This is a genomic window from Rhodoferax sp. RT4P68 (assembly GCF_056521305.1).
In genome coordinates this window covers 96,066-112,437 of sequence record NZ_JBWMBB010000018.1, presented here as the reverse complement: position 1 = coordinate 112,437, position 16,372 = coordinate 96,066, and the positions used below count along the sequence as shown (strand labels likewise).

Below are 16,372 nucleotides of genomic sequence, written 5' to 3'. Positions count from 1 at the left end.
CGTCCACGATCACGCTGAAACAGCGTCCACGATCAGTTTGAAACGGTGTCCACGATCACGCTGAAATCCCGTCCACGATCAGACTGAAATGCCGTCCACGATGGGCTGAAATACGCACTCGGCCCATGCGGACCGGCTCTATGACTACAAGCCGGTCAGCAAATGGAACCTGGAGCCGACCCAGGGCCTGACGGATGACTTCCTGCGGTGGGCCTGGCCGCAGCTGGAGCGCCAGGACCGCGTGCGCCCTGGCGCCCCGATCGACTGGAAGCCGGTGTCGCGCTTCGAGGAGCAAGGCGGGCGGCGGGTGCTGCGTTACTTGTCGGCCGATCCGGCGTCGCACGCCTCCTGCGTGGCGTGCCACAACGCGTATGAGAAGACCCAGGCTGTGCGGGCTCTGAGGGTTGCCGATGGCGCCCAGGGCGAACGGCAGTTTGCCTTACACCAGCTGATGGGCGCCTTGTCGGTCACGATTCCGCTGGACAGATCCGAGGCGATCGCGGGCAACGAGATCACCCAGGCGACGGTTTTTTTCTTTGCCATTCTGTTGTCCAGTTTCCTCGCGCTGATCTGGTTCAGCTGGCGGCTGCGCCAGCGCGACCACAGCCTGCTGCAGACCACTCAGCAGTTGGCCAGCACGGAGGTGCAGGCGCGCACCGCGCAGGCGCAGTTGTCCGCCCAGCACGGGGTGGAGCAGGAATTCTCCGAGCTGCAAAGCTACATGCGCGGCATCGACCAGCATGCCCTGGTGTCGGTTACCGACCGCGGCGGCCGCATCCTGCAGGTCAATGACAAGTTCGTGCAGATCAGCGGCCATGCGCGCGAGACCTTGCTCGGCAAGGACCACCGCATCGTCAACTCCGGCGCCCACGGGCCGGCCTTCTTTGGCCGCATGTGGGAGACGATTGCGCGCGGCGAGATCTGGCGTGACGTGATCTGCAACCGCTCCAAGGAAGATGCGCTGTACTGGGTGGATGCGGCCATCGTGCCGCTGAAGGACGCGGCTGGTCAGGTGGTGCGCTACATCGCGGTCTGCGTCGACGTGACCGAACAGCGCCGGCACGAGGACACGCTGCACTACCAGGCCACGCATGACGGTCTGACCGACCTGCCCAACCGCGTGTTGCTGCTGGACCGCGTGGGCCAGGCCATCGTGCGGGCCACGCGCGAGCGCGCCAGCGTGGTGCTGTACTTCATCGATCTGGACAAGTTCAAGCAGATCAATGACAGCCTGGGCCACAGCGCCGGCGACAAAGTGCTGTGCGAGATGGCGCGCCGGCTGGTGGCCCTGGCCCGGTCCGGCGACACCGTGGCCCGGCTGGGCGGCGACGAATTCATCATGGCCTGCGAGGGCCTGCAATCGGGCGACGTGGCGGCCATGGGCGCGCGCATCCTGGCTGCGTTGAACGCGCCGGTGCACCTGGGCGGCGACCCCCACACGCTGGGCGGCAGCGTGGGCGTGGCCATCTTCCCCGAGCACGGCGCGGACACCGAGACGCTGCTCAAGCGCGCCGACATCGCCATGTACCAGGCCAAGGCCCGCGGCGGTTCGGAGCTGAGCCTGTTCTCGCCCGAAATGCAGCTGGCCATCGACGTGCGTGTGCAGATGGAATCGCGCCTGCGCGAAGGCATCGCGCGTGAGGAGCTGGTGCTGCACTTTCAGCCGCAGGTCGATCTGCAGACGGGCGCGCTGGTCAGCCTGGAGGCGCTGTTGCGCTGGGACTCGCCACACTACGGCTTCCTGATGCCGGGGCAGTTCATCGGGCTGGCCGAAGAGTCCAAGCTGATCGACGCGCTGAACGCCTTCGTGCTGGATGCCGCCTGCCGGCAGATGCAGCGCTGGCAGCTGCAGGGCTTCGGCTGGATCCGCATGGCGGTCAACCTGGCGGCCACCAAGTTCTCGGACCCGAGCTTCAAGGCCGAGCTGCGCCAGGCGATGCAGCGCTACGGCATTCCACAGGGCTACCTGGAGCTGGAGGTAACCGAGAGCCTGTCTATGCGCGACCCAAACGCAGCGCTGGAGCTGATGCGCGAGCTCAAGAGCGAGGGCATTCTGCTGGCGATCGACGACTTTGGCACCGGCTACTCCAACCTGGGCTATCTCAAGCGCTTCCCGGCGGACCGGCTGAAGGTCGACCAGTCGTTCGTGCGCGGGCTGATGAAGAACCCGCAGGACCGGGCCATCGTCGCCGCCGTGATCCAGCTGGCGCACAACCTGGACATGCGGGCCATCGCCGAGGGGGTGGAGAGCGAGGAGGAGGCGATCTTGCTGTACTCACTGGGCGTGGACGAGATCCAGGGTTACTGGATGGCGCGGCCGCAGCCGGCCGAGCAGGTGCAACTGCTGTTCACCCAGTCGACGCTGCTCGACCCGTCCACCTTCATGCAGCACGACGCACTCCCGGTGGTGCTGCTGGTGGAAGACGACGAGGTCGCGCTGTCCATCATGGAGAACCTGCTCGTCTCCTTCGGTGTGAAGGTCGTGAGTGCCTCCAGCGCCGAGCAGGCGATCGAGCTGTTCCACAAGTTCTCGTACGCAGTGGCCATCATCGACCACTGGTTGCCGGGTGCCAACGGCATCCACCTGCTGCGCCAGATCAAGAAGCTGATGCCGCGCACGGTGCGCGTGTTGGTGACCGCCAGCAACGATCCACAAGTGATGCGCGATGCGATCAACATCGGCGGCGCGGCCCATTTCCTGGCCAAACCGATCGACCCGGACGCGGTGCGCGACGTGATCCTGAACGCCTGCTGGAGCACGCTCGCGCGGCACACGACATTCCGGCCATCGACCCATTGACCCGTGGGCGGATGGCGCCGGTGGCTTGAACGCGCTGGCCACTGGCCCGGGCGAGGGCAGGTTCAGGGCCTGGCTGGTGCAGGCCCTGGCGCCGTTTCGCGCTCCAGCTGCGTCAGCCAGGCGAGGGCGGCGCCGGCACTCGGGCCGCACATCTCGGCCGAGGGCGAAAGGCCGGCGCACACGGCTGGTCGGTCCGGGTGGTCGAAGATGCGGCAGCGTTGATCAGCATCGAGTTGCACGCAGCGCATGCCGGCCGGCTTGCCCAGCGGCATGCCGGGAATCGGCGAACTGATTGAAGGGGCGATGCAGCACGCGCCGCAGCCGCTGCGGCAAGAGGGCGGTGCGTACAGGCTCATGCGGGGATTGGAGCATGGTGCCAGCGCCGCCCACGGGGCGCCGGTAGAATGTACAGATTACGGAGATTTGTACAATGCAGACCTTGCCCCTGAGTGAATTCCGCGCAAACGCCTCGGCCATGCTCGATTTGGTCGAGAAGGGCGAGACGGTGCGCATCCTTCGCCATGGCAAGCCAGTGGCCGACCTGGTGCCGGTGCAGGCCGACCCCAAGTCCGTCCCGCACTGGAAGCAGCCGATCACGCCGCGCAAAGTGGTGCGGCCCGACGGCAAGACGATCGCCCAGCTCATCATCGACGAGCGCGAGCAGGCGAGGTATTGATGAAGGTGTTGTTCGATACCTCGGCCATCGCCAAGCGTTACCGCGACGAGCAGGGCCACGACGAGGTGCAGCACTGGCTCGCGCGTGCCGACGGTGTGGTGATGGCTGCCCATACGCGGGTGGAGGTGGCCTCCAGCCTGTGCCGCGACCTGCACGACGGCGTGACGACGCGCGCCGATTTCGATGCCGATCTGGCGATCGTGGCGCGGGACTTTGACGGCTTCGAGATCATGCGGCTGGACGAGCGCATCGAGGCGCTGTCCATTGAGGCCATGGCCGCTTCGCGTTTGCGTGCCATGGACGCGCTGCACATCGCGACGGCCCAGGCCGCGCGCGTGGACATGTTCGTCACCGCCGACAAGCGCCAGGCCCAGGCCGCACAGGCTCTGGCCATTCCTACCTTTCTCGTTCAGGCTGTCTGATGAGCCCCTATACCTATCCCCAAGAATTCGACGTCATCGTCGTCGGCGGCGGTCATGCCGGAACCGAGGCGGCGCTGGCCGCCGCCCGCATGGGCTGCACCACGCTGCTGCTGACGCACAACATCGAGACGCTGGGGCAGATGAGCTGCAACCCCTCGATCGGCGGCATCGGCAAGGGCCACCTGGTCAAAGAGGTGGACGCGCTGGGCGGTGCCATGGCGCTGGCCACGGACGAAGGTGGCATCCAGTTCCGCATCCTCAACTCGAGCAAGGGCCCGGCCGTGCGCGCCACGCGTGCCCAGGCCGACCGCGTGCTCTACAAGGCCGCGATCCGCCGCATGCTGGAGAACCAGCCCAACCTGTGGCTGTTCCAGCAGGCGGTGGACGACCTGATGGTGGAGGGGGACCGCGTGGTCGGTGCCGTCACGCAAGTCGGCATCCGCTTTCGCAGCCGCACCGTGGTGCTGACGGCCGGCACCTTCCTGGACGGCAAGATCCACGTCGGTCTCAACAACTACGCGGCCGGGCGAGCGGGCGATCCGCCGGCGGTCAGCCTGAGTGCGCGGCTTAAGGAACTGAAGCTGCCGCAGGGCCGCCTCAAGACCGGCACGCCGCCACGGTTGGACGGCCGCAGCATCGATTATTCGAAGTGTGCCGAGCAGCCCGGCGACGGCATGCCCGGCGGCGAGCGCGATGTGCTGCCGGTGTTCAGCTTCATGGGCAACCCCGGCATGCACCCACGCCAGATGTCGTGCTGGACGACGCACACGAATGCACGCACGCACGACATCATCCGCTCCGGCTTCGACCGCAGCCCCATGTTCACCGGCAAGATCGAAGGCGTGGGGCCGCGCTACTGCCCCAGCGTGGAAGACAAGATCAACCGCTTCGCCGACAAGGACAGCCACCAGATCTTCCTGGAGCCGGAGGGTTTGAGCACGCACGAGGTCTACCCGAACGGCATCTCCACCAGCCTGCCGTTCGACATTCAATACGAACTGGTGCGGTCCATGGCCGGCCTGGAGAACGCCCACATCCTGCGGCCGGGCTACGCCATCGAGTACGACTACTTCGATCCGCGCGCGCTCAAGAGCAGCTTTGAGACCCAGTCCATCGGCGGCCTGTTCTTTGCCGGCCAGATCAACGGCACGACGGGTTACGAAGAAGCTGCCGCGCAGGGCTTGTTCGCTGGCGCCAATGCGGCGCTGCAATGCCTGGGCCGCGATGCCTGGCTGCCGGGGCGCGACCAGGCCTACCTGGGCGTGCTGGTGGACGATCTCATCACGCAGGGCGTCAGTGAGCCCTACCGCATGTTCACTAGCCGGGCAGAATTTCGCCTGCAGCTGCGTGAAGACAACGCCGACATGCGGCTGACCGAAGTGGGCCGCGAAATGGGCTTGGTGGACGACGCACGGTGGGAGGCATTCAGCCGCAAGCGCGATGCTGTTTCACGTGAAACAGAGCGGCTGCGTTCGCTGTGGATCAGCCCGCGCAACCTGGCTGCAGCCGAGTCCGAGCGTGTCCTGGGCAAGACGATCGAGCATGAATACAGCCTGGCCGACTTGCTGCGCCGGCCGGGCATTCGCTATGCATCGCTGATGTCGCTGGATGGCGGGCGCTTCGCGCAGGACCAGGTGCTTGCAGACGAGGTGGTGGAGCAGATCGAAATCGCGGCGAAGTATTCCGGTTACATCGATCGGCAGAAGGATGAGGTCGAGCGCGCGGCGCACTTCGAGGACATGCGGCTGCCGCCAAACTTCGACTACATGGCCGTGCCGGCCCTGTCGATCGAAGTACGGCAAAAGCTGCAGAAGCAGCGACCGGACACGCTGGGCCAGGCCTCACGCATTTCTGGTGTGACACCGGCCGCCGTGTCGCTGTTGCTCGTGCATTTGAAGAAGCGCGGCCGCGCCATCAGCGCGTGAAGCCCCGGCTGCTGCAAGCCGCGCAGGCGCTGGGGGTCACTTTGGCCGATGCCGAGGCCGACGCGCTGATCGACTACCTCGGCCTGATCGCCAAGTGGAACAAGGTCTACAACCTCACAGCCGTGCGCGATCCGGAGCAGATGCTGACCCAACACGTGGTCGATTGCCTGGCGGCTGTGCCGACCCTGCGGCGGGCGCTGGCAGATCAGGGCGGCAGCACGCAGGCCCTGCTGGATGTCGGCGCCGGCGCTGGCTTACCCGGCGTCGTGTTTGCAATCCTCCATCCACAGTTGCGCGTGCACTGCGTCGACACGGTCGCGAAGAAGGCAGCCTTTGTGCAGCAAGTCGCGGCGGAGCTGGGGCTAGCCAATCTGCGCGGGCTGCACGCGCGCGTGGAGAACCTGACCGAGCGCTATGACATCGTCTGCAGCCGCGCGTTTGCCTCGCTGGCCGACTTCACCGGTTGGTCCAGAGGCGCATTGAAGCCGACCGGCGTCTGGCTCGCCATGAAGGGCAAGCCGCCCACCGACGAGATCGCAGCGCTGCCGCCGTCCGTGGAAGTGTTTCACGTGGAACATCTGCAGGCGCCAGGCCTGAACGCTGAGCGCTGCATTGTCTGGATGCGCGTCGCCGCCGCTTAAACTCGCCCCCTGCTTTGAGGAGTTTCCCGTGTTCGGCATTGCTGACTACGGCGCATTTGTCGCCGCCATCGTCGTCTTCCTGTTGATCCCCGGGCCGGGAAATCTCGCGCTGATTACTTCCACCAGCAAGGGTGGCATCCGCGGTGGTCTGGCGGCCACGGCCGGGGTGATCGTTGGTGATCAGGTGTTGATGTGGCTGGCCGTGGCCGGCGTGGCCGCCGTGCTGGCCGCCAACCCTCGTCTGTTCTCGGCGGTGCAGTGGCTGGGCGCGGCCTACCTGGCTTGGCTGGGTGTGCGCATGCTGTTGGCCAAGCCGGGCGCTGCGCCGGTGCTGAACATCCAGCCCCGCCACTATCTGCGCCAGAGCTTCTTCATCACCCTGCTGAACCCCAAGGCCGTCGTGTTCTACATGGCGTTCTTCCCGCTGTTTGTCGACCCGGCGCTGCACCGGGGTCTGCCCACCTTCGCGGCCATGGCAGTGACGATTGCGTTGCTGACGCTGGCCTACGGCCTGGCCGTGGTGCTGTTGACGCATTTCCTGGCCGAGCGGCTGCGCGCAGACCGGCGCATCGCCATCTGGCTGGAAAAGCTGGCCGGCGTGGTTCTCGTGGGCTTCGGCATCAAGCTGGCCACCCAGTAAACAAGAAAGATCCATGGCCAAAGTTTTCTGCATCGCCAACCAGAAGGGCGGGGTGGGCAAGACCACCACCAGCGTCAACCTGGCCGCCGGGCTGGTGAAGGCAGGGCAGCGCGTGTTGCTCGTCGATCTGGACCCTCAAGGCAATGCCACCATGGGGTCGGGCGTCGACAAGCGTCAGCTGGAGCTGTCGGTCTACGACGTGCTACTCGAATCGGCTTCCGTCGCCGAAACGCGCGTCGCCTCTGAAAAGAGCGGCTACGACGTGCTTGGCGCCAGCCGCGAGCTGGCTGGTGCCGAGGTCGAGATGGTCAGCGTCGAGCGCCGTGAGCGCCGGCTCAAACAGGCGCTCGAGCCGGTGCAGGGCGACTATGACTTCGTGTTGATCGATTGCCCGCCCTCGCTGTCGATGCTCACGTTGAACGGCCTGTGCGCTGCCCACGGCGTCATCGTGCCGATGCAGTGCGAGTATTTCGCGCTGGAAGGGCTGACCGATCTGGTCAACACCATCAAGCAGGTGCACGCCAATCTGAACAAGGATCTGAAGATCATCGGCCTCTTGCGCGTCATGTTCGACCCGCGCATCACGCTGCAGCAGCAGGTGAGCGAGCAGCTCAAGGCGCACTTCGGCGACAAGGTGTTCAACACCGTCATCCCGCGCAACGTGCGCCTGGCCGAGGCGCCCAGCTACGGCCTGCCCGGCGTGGTGTTCGACCCCTCGGCACGCGGCAGTCAGGCGTATCTGGAATTCGCGCGCGAAATGGTCGCGCGCGGCTAGCCATGCCCCCCGCCGCACCTGTGGTGCTCACACTTCCCGGCTGGCAAAACTCCGGCCCCGACCACTGGCAAAGCCTGTGGGAACAGCGCTTCGGCGACCAGCGCGTCGAGCAGCATGACTGGATGCGGCCGCTGCGCGGCGATTGGATCGCACGGCTCGACGAGGTGCTGCTGGCCCAACCGGCGGGCGTGCCCGTGCTGCTGGCTGCCCACAGCCTGGGGTGCATCGCGGTGCCGGCCTGGGCAGCGCACAGCCGCCACACGGCGCACGTGCACGGCGCCCTGCTGGTTGCGCCGCCCGATGTCGAGCGCGACGACTTGCGCGCGCAGCTGCCGACCTGGGCCCCCATTGAGCGCCAGCGCCTGCCGTTCCCCAGTCTGCTGGCCGGCAGCCGCGACGACCCCTATTGCAGCTTCGACAAGGCCCAGTCACTGGCGGCCTCCTGGGGGGCTGGCTTCCGCGACCAGGGCGCCCGCGGCCACTTGAATGCCGAATCCGGCCTGGGCGACTGGCCTGAAGGCCGCGCACTGCTGCGCGAGCTGCTGCTTCACACCTGATAGAAAGAACACGCATGGTCACGAAACGCCCCAAGGGCCTCGGCCGCGGCCTGGAAGCTTTGCTCGGCCCCAAGGTGGAAGACAGCGCGCCCGGCGATGGCACCGGTCCGAGCCTGCCCACCAGCCTGAGCCTCGCCGAACTCGTGCCCGGTCAATACCAGCCGCGCACGCGCATGGACGAGGGCGCGCTGTACGAGCTGGCCGAAAGCATCAAGGCCCAGGGCATCATGCAGCCCATCCTGGTCCGCCAGCTGACCAGCGGGCCGGACGACGGCAAGTACGAAATCATCGCAGGCGAGCGCCGGTTCCGCGCCGCCCGGCTTGCCGGCCTGAGCCAGGTGCCGGTGCTGGTGCGCGACGTGCCGGACGAATCCGCCGCCGCGATGTCGCTGATCGAGAACATCCAGCGCGAAGACCTGAACCCGCTGGAAGAGGCGCAGGGCCTGCAGCGGCTGGTCAAGGAATTCGGCATGACGCACGAGCAGGCGGCCCAGTCCGTCGGCCGTTCGCGCAGCGCCGCCAGCAACCTGCTGCGCCTGTTGCAGTTGGCCGAGCCGGTGCAAACCATGCTGATGGCCGGCGACGTGGACATGGGCCACGCGCGCGCGCTGCTGGTGCTCGACCGTGCCACGCAGATCACCGCCGCCAACCAGATCGCGGCCAAGAAGCTGTCTGTCCGCGAAGCCGAGAGCCTGGCCAAGAAGCTCAGCGCCGAGTTCAACCTGACCTCACCCAAGCCCAAGAAGGAAAAGTCGCGCGACCTCAAGCGGGTGGAGGAAGAGCTGTCCGACCTGCTGGGCGCCGAGGTGGAGATCCGCATCAAGAAGCGCGTCAAGCGCGGTGGCCGGGTGCACGAGGCCGGCGAGCTGACGATCCAGTTCGGCTCGCTGGAAGAGCTGAACGGGCTGATCGAAAAGCTCTCGCCCAGCGTGGCGCGTTAGCCGGCCTCGTTCGGCCGATGGCGCGCCTGCCCTGGCCCCTGCCGGCGTTGTTGACCTGGGCGCTCGCCTGGGGTTTGTACCGCGGCCTCGCCGCCGCAGGTGTTCCGACATGGCTGGCACTGGCGCTGGCCTGCGCGGCCGGTGTGCTGGCCAGCGTGCTGGGGCAGACCCCGTGGCGCCGAGCGCTGATCGCGCTGGGTTTCCCGCTCTCCGTTTTGGCAGCGGGCGGCGGCGGGCTCGCACCGTGGGTCTGGCTGCTGCCGCTGGCGCTGCTGCTGCTGGTCTACCCGCTGAATGCGTGGCGTGACGCGCCGTTGTTCCCCACGCCCGTGCATGCACTGGATGAATTGCCAGACCACGCCGCGTTGCCGGCCGGCGCCATGGTGCTGGACGGCGGCTGCGGGCTCGGCGACGGCCTGAAGGCGCTGCGCCGCGCCTACCCACTGGCTCGCCTGCACGGCGTGGAATGGAGCTGGCCGCTGCGCGCCCTGTGTGCGCTGCGCTGCCCCTGGGCCCGGGTGCGCCAGGGCGACCTGTGGCGCAGCGACTGGCGGCCCTGCGCCATGGTCTATCTGTTCCAGCGGCCGGAAAGCATGGGCCGGGCGGTCGCCAAGGCGCGCGCCGAACTCGCGCCCGGCGCCTGGCTCGTCAGCCTGGAATTCGAAGCCGCCGAACTGCGGCCCACGGCCCGCCTGCAGGCGCCGGACGGACGGCCGGTCTGGCTGTACCAGGCGCCATTCCAGCCGCAGCAGGCATGAAAAAACCTCCCGGAGGAGGTTTTTTTGCAACGGCAGGTCTGCCGGCTTACTGGCCGACTTTCAACACGCCGCCGCGCCCCAGTCCGCCCTTGACCTCCTGCGCCTTGTAGTTGCGCAGCGAGATCACCATGGAGTTCCAGGAATCGATGAACGCTGCCACCGTGGCCTTGCCTTCCGGCGTGCGCGAGAACCCACCCAGCCCGGCCGCTGCACCGCCGCCGAACGCGCCCAGCGCCGCGCCGAAGTTCGTGGCGGTGGCGTTGCCTTCGGAGATGCCGATCTGCACCCCGGAGCGGATGTCGAACAGCGTCATGGTCACGACCGACGCCTTGCTTTCCATGGTCCCAGCCAGCGCGCCGAAGCCGCCGGGCAGGAACGCCCCCAGTCCGGCGGCGACCTTGCCGGTGGAATCGTTGTCGATGATGATGGCCGGCTCCAGGAAGTAGTCGGCCGCCACGCGCTGGCCCTTCTGCTGCTTCGAGCCGGCGCGGAACTCACCCGAATTGCGCTGCTTGTCGGTGATGGCCGACAGCCGGCTTTCCGTGCGGTTGTTGCCGATCGAGGTGATCACGAAGCAGTTGGACTGCTGCACGGCCAGGCGCAGCAGCGGCTCGATCGTGGTGATCTTGGTTGCCGCGCCGAAGCTGGCATACCACTCCTTGCCACGGCCGTCGTCCACGGCCAGGGTGCCCATGGGTGCGTCGCAGCGCTCCAGGGAAGGGTTGGCGCCTGCGCTCGTACCACCAGCTGCGCCGCCCGTCACGGCCGTCGGGGCGGTGCCGGTCGACACCTGTCCGCCTCCTGGAGTGACGCAGCCGCCCAGGGCCAGGGCGCATGCCAGAGCAGACCAACGCAATAGGGGAGAGGTGTTGTTCATAGGAGGCTTTCAGTCAAGGGTGGAAGAACAGACCAGCGAACAGCGGTTCATTCAGTAGCGGTAGTACCAGCCGGACGGGCCCCAGGCCCAGTGGTAGGCGTAGCCGGTGCGCCAGTAGCCGTGCCAGACGTTGCGGCGGGCGTTGACCCAGTCGCGGTACTCGCTCTGGTTTTTTTTCTTGGCGGCGCTCGCTTCGGCCAATAGCGCGCGAGCTTCCTTGTCGCCTCGGCCAGCAGCCATCGCGAGCCACTTTTCTGCTTCCTGCGGGTCAGAGCCCATCTCCTCCAGGCCCATCAGGTAGAAGCGGCCCAGCGCCAACTGGGCGCCCAGGTGGCCGCGCTCGCCAGCCTCGCGCATCCACTGGATCGCCTGGTAGCTGTTCTGGCGCACACCGTCGCCCCGGAAGTAGCGCAGCGCCAGGTCATAGGCGGCGCGCGGGTCCTTCTTGCCCAGCTCTGTCAAGGCCGCGAGACGGCGCGTTTCCTCGGGGTTGTCGTCGCGCGCAGCGTCGAAAGTGGCGCTGTTGCGCGGGCGGTCCGAGCAGCCCGTGTTGTCACAGATGCGAACCGTTGCCGGCTGCTCGGGCGCGGCAGCAGGCGGCGTTTGCGCGCATGCCGCGAGGGCGAGCGCTGCGATGGGCAGGATCGGTCGGAACATGGTCTAGGCCGGAAAACGAAAGAATCGTAACTGTATGTCTTCGCCGGCCGAAACGCCATGTCTGTCAAGCTACTAGTTCCCCCTTTCTGTGGACGCCGCCAACGCCTGACCCCCTGCCCCCTCAAACCGTGAAAATCTTCCCAGGGTTCATGATGTTCAGCGGGTCCAGCGCCCGCTTGATGGCACGCATCATGTCCACCGCGCCGGCCCCGGTCTCGTCCACCAGAAAGCCCATCTTGTGCAGCCCCACGCCGTGTTCCCCGGTGCAGGTGCCCTCCAGCCGCAGCGCGCGCGCCACCAGGTCGTGGTTGAGTTGCTCGGCCTGCGTGCGCTCTTCGGGCAGGTTCGGGTCCAGCAGGTAGCCGAAATGGAAATTGCCATCGCCCACATGGCCGACCAGGAAGTAGGGGATGCCGCTGGCGTCGGCCTCAGCGATCGAATCCAGCAGGCAGTCAGCCAGGCGCGAGATCGGCACGCAGGTGTCGGTGGAGATCACCTTGCAGCCCGGGCGCGATTGCACGGCCGCAAAGTAGGCGTTGTGCCGCGCCGTCCACAGCCGCGTGCGCTCCTCGGGCGTGCTGGCCCACTCGAACGCGTTGCCGCCGAACTCGCTGGCGATGTCCTGCACTGTCTCGGCCTGCTCTTTCACGCCGGCCGGCGAGCCGTGGAATTCCATGAGCAGCATGGGTTCCTCGCGCAGGCCCAGCTTGGAATGCGCATTCACCATGCGCACGGTGTTGTGGTCGATCAGCTCCACGCGCGCGATCGGCACGCCCAGCTGCACGGTCTGGATCACGGTGCGCACCGCCGCCTCGATGCTGGGGAACGAGCAGATCGCGGCCGACACTGCCTCGGGCAGTGGGTAGATCTTGAGCGTGACTTCGGTGATCACGCCCAACGTGCCCTCGCTGCCCACCATCAGCCGCGTGAGGTCGTAACCGGCCGATGACTTCTTGGCGCGCGTGCCGGTGCGGATGACCTCGCCCGACGCTGTGACCACCTGCAGCGCCAGCACGTTCTCGCGCATGGTGCCGTAGCGCACGGCGTTCGTGCCGCTGGCGCGCGTGGCCGCCATGCCGCCGATGGACGCGTCCGCGCCCGGGTCGATCGGAAAAAACAGGCCGGTGCTTTTGATCTCGTCGTTGAGCTGCTTGCGTGTGACGCCGGGCTGCACCGTCACCGTCAGATCTTCCGCGTTCACGGCCACCACCTGGCTCATGCGCGACACGTCGATGCTGATGCCGCCCTGCACAGCCAGCAGATGGCCTTCCAGCGAGGAGCCCACGCCGAACGGGATCACCGGCACCGCATGGGCGGCGGCCATGCGCACGGCATCGGCCACATCCTCGGTGCTTTCGGCGAACACCACGGCGGCCGGTGGCGGCACGGTGAACGAGGACTCGTCGCGCCCATGCTGCTCGCGCACCACCAACGCCGTCGAACAGCGCTCGCCGAAGCGCGCCTTCAGTGCCTCCACCAGCACGGCCGGCACCTCGCGCGGGTGAAATTCGGGAACCAGATGCTGGGGCGTGGTGGGCGCGTTCATGGCGTGTCTCCGGTAGGGGAGGGCCATTCTAGAAGTCACCTGAACACCCCGTTCACCAAATACGGATAGCGCCGCCCACGCCTGGCCGGCATGCTCCACGCTTTCCGACCCGATGCGAGACCGCCCTTCGATGACCACTCCCACCCCACCCGATGCCGCAGGCGGCATCGCAGCGCGGCACCAGGCCGCGCTGAACCAGGGCAAGTTCCTGATCCAACGCTGCGGCGGCTGCCAGCAGCATGTCTACTTTCCTCGCGAGCTGTGCCCGCACTGCGGCAGCGATGCGCTGGCGCTGGTGGCGCCAGTGGGCACCGGCACCGTCTATTCCACAACCACGGTGCGCCGCAAGCCCGAGGCCGGCGGCGATGTCAACGTCTCGCTGATCGACCTTGACGAAGGTGTGCGATTGATGAGCCGCGTCGACGGCCTGCCCGCAGCGGATGTGCGCATCGGCCTGCGCGTGAGCGCACGCGTGCTGCAGCGTGAGGGCGCCGCCGCCATCGTCGTGTTCGACCCGGTCGATGCAGGAGCATCCGCATGAACGATTGGAAGCAACTGCGCGGCAGGGCCGCCATCGCCGGCGTGGCCACCTTCGGCTGCGGCGAGGCGCCGGGTTACACCGACATGGAACTGCTGGCCATCTCGGCCCGCCAGGCCGTGGCCGATGCGGGCCTTTCGATGCGCGACATCGACGGCCTGTGCACGGCCAGCGCCGGCGCCACCATGTGGGCCATGCCGGTCATCGAATACCTGGGCATCCGCCCGACCTATATCGACAGCACCATGGTCGGCGGCTCCAGCTTCATCGCGCACCTGCTGCCGGCCATGCACGCGCTGGAGTCGGGCCAGTGCAACGCCGTGCTGGTCTGCTACGGCAGCACGCAGCGCACCGCCACGTTCGGCCGCAAGGAAGTCGGCGCGAGCCGCAAGTTCACCGACCCGCAGCCCTACGAAGCGCCCTACGAGCCCATGATGCCGCTGTCTGCCTACGCGCTGGCGGCGGCACGCCACATGCACCAGTACGGCACCACGCGCCGGCAACTGGCCGAGGTCGCCGTGGCCGCCCGCCAGTGGGCGCAGAAGAACCCGGAAGCCTTCATGCGCGAGCCGCTCAGCATCGACGACGTGCTCAAGGCCCGCATGGTGAGCGACCCGCTGTCGGTGCGCGATGCCTGCCTGGTCACCGACGGTGGCGGCGCCTACGTGCTGGTGCGTGCCGACCGCGCGCGCGATCTGGCGAAGAAACCCGTCTACGTGCTCGGCAACGGCACCGCCTGCTGGAACCGGCAGATCTCGTCCATGGACGATCTGACGGTGACTGCCGCCAGAGATTCCGGCGCCGCCGCGTTCGCGATGGCCGGCCTGCAGCCCAAGGACATCGACGTGCTGGAGTTGTACGACGCGTTCACCATCAACGTGCTGCTGTTCCTGGAAGACCTGGGTTTTTGCAAGAAGGGCGAGGCTGGCGCGTTTGTGGAGAACGGCGGCATTGCGCCCGGTGGCCGCTTGCCGGTCAACACCAACGGCGGCGGGCTCTCGTGCGTGCACCCCGGCATGTACGGCATCTTTGCGTTGATCGAGGCCGTGCGGCAACTGCGCGGCGAGGGTGGCGAGCGCCAGATCATGGGTGCCAAGACCGCCCTGGCGCATGGCAACGGCGGCACGCTGTCCAGCCAGTCCACGGCCATCCTCGGCCTGGCGGAGACCTTATGAACGCCGCCCTGCCGCCCCAGGCCGTTCAGCCCAACTGTGCGCAGCACGCGGGTTCTGAGGCCAGCGATCACCCCAGCCGCGACCTGGCCGCCTTCGCCGCCGGCCTGCAGTTCGACGACATCCCCGCCGCCGTGCTGCGCCGCGCCGAAGACTTGTTTCTGGACTGGGCCGGCTCGGTGCTGGCCGGCAAGGGCGCCCGCCCGGTCGAGAGCATCGCCAGTGTGGCCCGCGCCATGGGCCCGGCCGATGGGCCGAGCGAGATCCTGATCTCGCGCACGCGCAGCAGCCCGATGTTTGCCGCCATGGTCAACGCCGCAGCCTCGCACGTGGCCGAGCAGGACGACGTGCACAACGGCTCGGTGTTCCACCCGGCGGCGGTGGTGTTCCCGCCCGCGCTGGCCGTGGCGCAGGCCATCGGCGCATCGGGCAAGGATCTGCTCGTCGCCTCGGTGGTGGGCTACGAAGTCGGCATCCGCATCGGCGAGTTCCTGGGCCGCTCGCACTACCGCATCTTCCACACCACGGCCACGGCCGGCACGGTCGCGGCTGCCGCCGCTGTGGGCCACCTGCTGAAGCTGAACGCCGCGCAGATGCTGCACGCCTTCGGCTCGGCCGGAACGCAGGCCGCGGGGCTATGGGAGTTCCTGCGAGACGCGGCCGACAGCAAGCAGCTGCACACGGCCAAGGCCGCGTCCGACGGCCTGCTGGCGGCCTATCTGGCCCAGGACGGTTTCACGGGCGCCAGCCGCATCCTCGAAGGCCCGCAGGGCATGGCGGCCGGCATGTCGACCGACGCCGACCCCGCCAAGCTGACCGACGGCCTGGGCACGCGCTGGACGCTGGCCGAAACCTCGTTCAAGTTCCACGCCTCGTGCCGCCACACGCACCCGGCCGCCGACGCCCTGCAGCAGGTCGTGCGCACACATGGCCTGAAGCTTGCCGACATCGCGCAGGTTACGGCCCACGTGCACCAGGGCGCCATCGACGTGCTGGGCCCCGTGACCGACCCGCGCACCGTGCACCAGAGCAAGTTCTCGATGGGCACCGTGCTGGGCCTGATCGCCGCATTCGACCGGGCCGGCCTGGCCGACTTCGACGCCCACTACCAAAGCGCCGACGTCGTCGCGCTGCGAAACAAGGTCACGATGGTGCTGGATGCCGAGGTCGACAGTGCCTACCCACAGCGCTGGATCGGCAAGGTCACCGTGGCCACCGCCGACGGGCGCACACTGCAGGGCCGTGTCGACGAACCCAAGGGCGACCCCGGCAACACGCTGAGCCGCCCCGAGATCGAGGCCAAGGCGCTGCAACTGGCGACCTACGCCCGCGGCGCGAGTGCAGACGAAATGCGCGCCCTGTCCGCGCGCGTCTGGCGCATGGCCGAATGGCCGCGCGTCGATGCGCTGCTGAGCTGAATGTTTTGAATCACAACGAAGGAGCACAC

The 16,372-nt window shown here is 67.6% G+C and carries 17 protein-coding genes and 1 pseudogene; 14 read left to right on the top strand and 4 right to left on the bottom strand.

The window, feature by feature from the left end:
* Positions 1 to 148: 148 nt before the first annotated feature.
* Together AC099J_RS28890 and AC099J_RS28885 are read left to right on the top strand one after the other, a co-directional pair.
* Positions 149 to 466 (top strand): annotated as a pseudogene (locus AC099J_RS28890) (c-type heme family protein); the annotation flags it as partial.
* Positions 452 to 2,800: a putative bifunctional diguanylate cyclase/phosphodiesterase gene (locus AC099J_RS28885; protein WP_479618768.1), complete on the top strand. Its 2,349-nt coding sequence runs from the start codon at positions 452 to 454 to the stop codon at positions 2,798 to 2,800. The pseudogene AC099J_RS28890 and the gene AC099J_RS28885, both read left to right, overlap by 15 nt.
* Positions 2,801 to 2,862: 62 nt before the next feature.
* Here the strand turns inward: AC099J_RS28885 and AC099J_RS28880 are convergent, their stop codons facing one another.
* Entirely contained in the window at positions 2,863 to 3,156 is a 294-nt protein-coding gene (locus AC099J_RS28880; RefSeq protein ID WP_479618765.1) for a YkgJ family cysteine cluster protein, read from the bottom strand.
* A gap of 74 nt (positions 3,157 to 3,230) precedes the next feature.
* On the opposite strand from AC099J_RS28880, the gene AC099J_RS28875 reads away from it, so the two are divergent.
* From AC099J_RS28875 to AC099J_RS28835, 9 genes are read left to right on the top strand one after another with little or no spacing between them, the layout of a single operon-like run.
* Entirely contained in the window at positions 3,231 to 3,476 is a 246-nt protein-coding gene (locus tag AC099J_RS28875; protein WP_479618764.1) for a type II toxin-antitoxin system Phd/YefM family antitoxin, read from the top strand.
* On the top strand, positions 3,476 to 3,898 hold the full coding sequence (locus tag AC099J_RS28870) for a type II toxin-antitoxin system VapC family toxin (RefSeq protein ID WP_479618763.1): 423 nt from the start codon (positions 3,476 to 3,478) through the stop codon (positions 3,896 to 3,898). The genes AC099J_RS28875 and AC099J_RS28870 overlap by 1 nt, the downstream gene beginning before the upstream one ends.
* Positions 3,898 to 5,823: a tRNA uridine-5-carboxymethylaminomethyl(34) synthesis enzyme MnmG gene (gene mnmG, locus AC099J_RS28865; RefSeq protein WP_479618762.1), complete on the top strand. Its 1,926-nt coding sequence runs from the start codon at positions 3,898 to 3,900 to the stop codon at positions 5,821 to 5,823. Before AC099J_RS28870 ends, mnmG begins: the two co-directional genes overlap by 1 nt.
* The gene (rsmG, locus tag AC099J_RS28860) at positions 5,820 to 6,464 is read left to right on the top strand and encodes a 16S rRNA (guanine(527)-N(7))-methyltransferase RsmG (protein WP_479618761.1); all 645 of its coding nucleotides are present in this window, start codon (positions 5,820 to 5,822) and stop codon (positions 6,462 to 6,464) included. The genes mnmG and rsmG overlap by 4 nt, the downstream gene beginning before the upstream one ends.
* A gap of 28 nt (positions 6,465 to 6,492) precedes the next feature.
* Positions 6,493 to 7,104, top strand: coding sequence for a LysE family transporter (locus AC099J_RS28855; protein WP_479618760.1), 612 nt, complete (start codon positions 6,493 to 6,495; stop codon positions 7,102 to 7,104).
* 13 nt (positions 7,105 to 7,117) lie between these two features.
* Complete coding sequence (locus AC099J_RS28850; RefSeq protein ID WP_479618759.1) at positions 7,118 to 7,879, top strand: ParA family protein; 762 nt, start codon at positions 7,118 to 7,120, stop codon at positions 7,877 to 7,879.
* A gap of 2 nt (positions 7,880 to 7,881) precedes the next feature.
* Positions 7,882 to 8,436 (top strand): RBBP9/YdeN family alpha/beta hydrolase, encoded by a 555-nt coding sequence (locus AC099J_RS28845; protein WP_479618758.1) that lies wholly within the window; start codon positions 7,882 to 7,884, stop codon positions 8,434 to 8,436.
* Positions 8,437 to 8,450: 14 nt separating this feature from the next.
* The gene (locus AC099J_RS28840; protein WP_479618757.1) at positions 8,451 to 9,377 is read left to right on the top strand and encodes a ParB/RepB/Spo0J family partition protein; all 927 of its coding nucleotides are present in this window, start codon (positions 8,451 to 8,453) and stop codon (positions 9,375 to 9,377) included.
* Between the two features lie 17 nt (positions 9,378 to 9,394).
* On the top strand, positions 9,395 to 10,135 hold the full coding sequence (locus AC099J_RS28835; RefSeq protein ID WP_479618756.1) for a class I SAM-dependent methyltransferase: 741 nt from the start codon (positions 9,395 to 9,397) through the stop codon (positions 10,133 to 10,135).
* A gap of 46 nt (positions 10,136 to 10,181) precedes the next feature.
* Here the strand turns inward: AC099J_RS28835 and AC099J_RS28830 are convergent, their stop codons facing one another.
* The 3 genes from AC099J_RS28830 to AC099J_RS28820 form a co-directional block, all read right to left on the bottom strand.
* Positions 10,182 to 11,012, bottom strand: coding sequence for a hypothetical protein (locus AC099J_RS28830; protein WP_479618755.1), 831 nt, complete (start codon positions 11,010 to 11,012; stop codon positions 10,182 to 10,184).
* 51 nt (positions 11,013 to 11,063) lie between these two features.
* Positions 11,064 to 11,669, bottom strand: a complete 606-nt coding sequence (locus AC099J_RS28825; protein ID WP_479618754.1) for a tetratricopeptide repeat protein — start codon at positions 11,667 to 11,669, stop codon at positions 11,064 to 11,066.
* Positions 11,670 to 11,790: 121 nt separating this feature from the next.
* A complete protein-coding gene (locus AC099J_RS28820) occupies positions 11,791 to 13,215 on the bottom strand; it encodes an FAD-binding oxidoreductase (protein WP_479618753.1) in 1,425 nt (474 codons plus the stop codon).
* Between the two features lie 130 nt (positions 13,216 to 13,345).
* On the opposite strand from AC099J_RS28820, the gene AC099J_RS28815 reads away from it, so the two are divergent.
* From AC099J_RS28815 to AC099J_RS28805, 3 genes are read left to right on the top strand one after another with little or no spacing between them, the layout of a single operon-like run.
* Positions 13,346 to 13,756 (top strand): Zn-ribbon domain-containing OB-fold protein, encoded by a 411-nt coding sequence (locus AC099J_RS28815; RefSeq protein ID WP_479618752.1) that lies wholly within the window; start codon positions 13,346 to 13,348, stop codon positions 13,754 to 13,756.
* Positions 13,753 to 14,928 (top strand): thiolase, encoded by a 1,176-nt coding sequence (locus tag AC099J_RS28810; protein WP_479618751.1) that lies wholly within the window; start codon positions 13,753 to 13,755, stop codon positions 14,926 to 14,928. The genes AC099J_RS28815 and AC099J_RS28810 overlap by 4 nt, the downstream gene beginning before the upstream one ends.
* Complete coding sequence (locus tag AC099J_RS28805) at positions 14,925 to 16,343, top strand: MmgE/PrpD family protein (RefSeq protein ID WP_479618750.1); 1,419 nt, start codon at positions 14,925 to 14,927, stop codon at positions 16,341 to 16,343. Before AC099J_RS28810 ends, AC099J_RS28805 begins: the two co-directional genes overlap by 4 nt.
* Positions 16,344 to 16,372 lie beyond the last annotated feature (29 nt).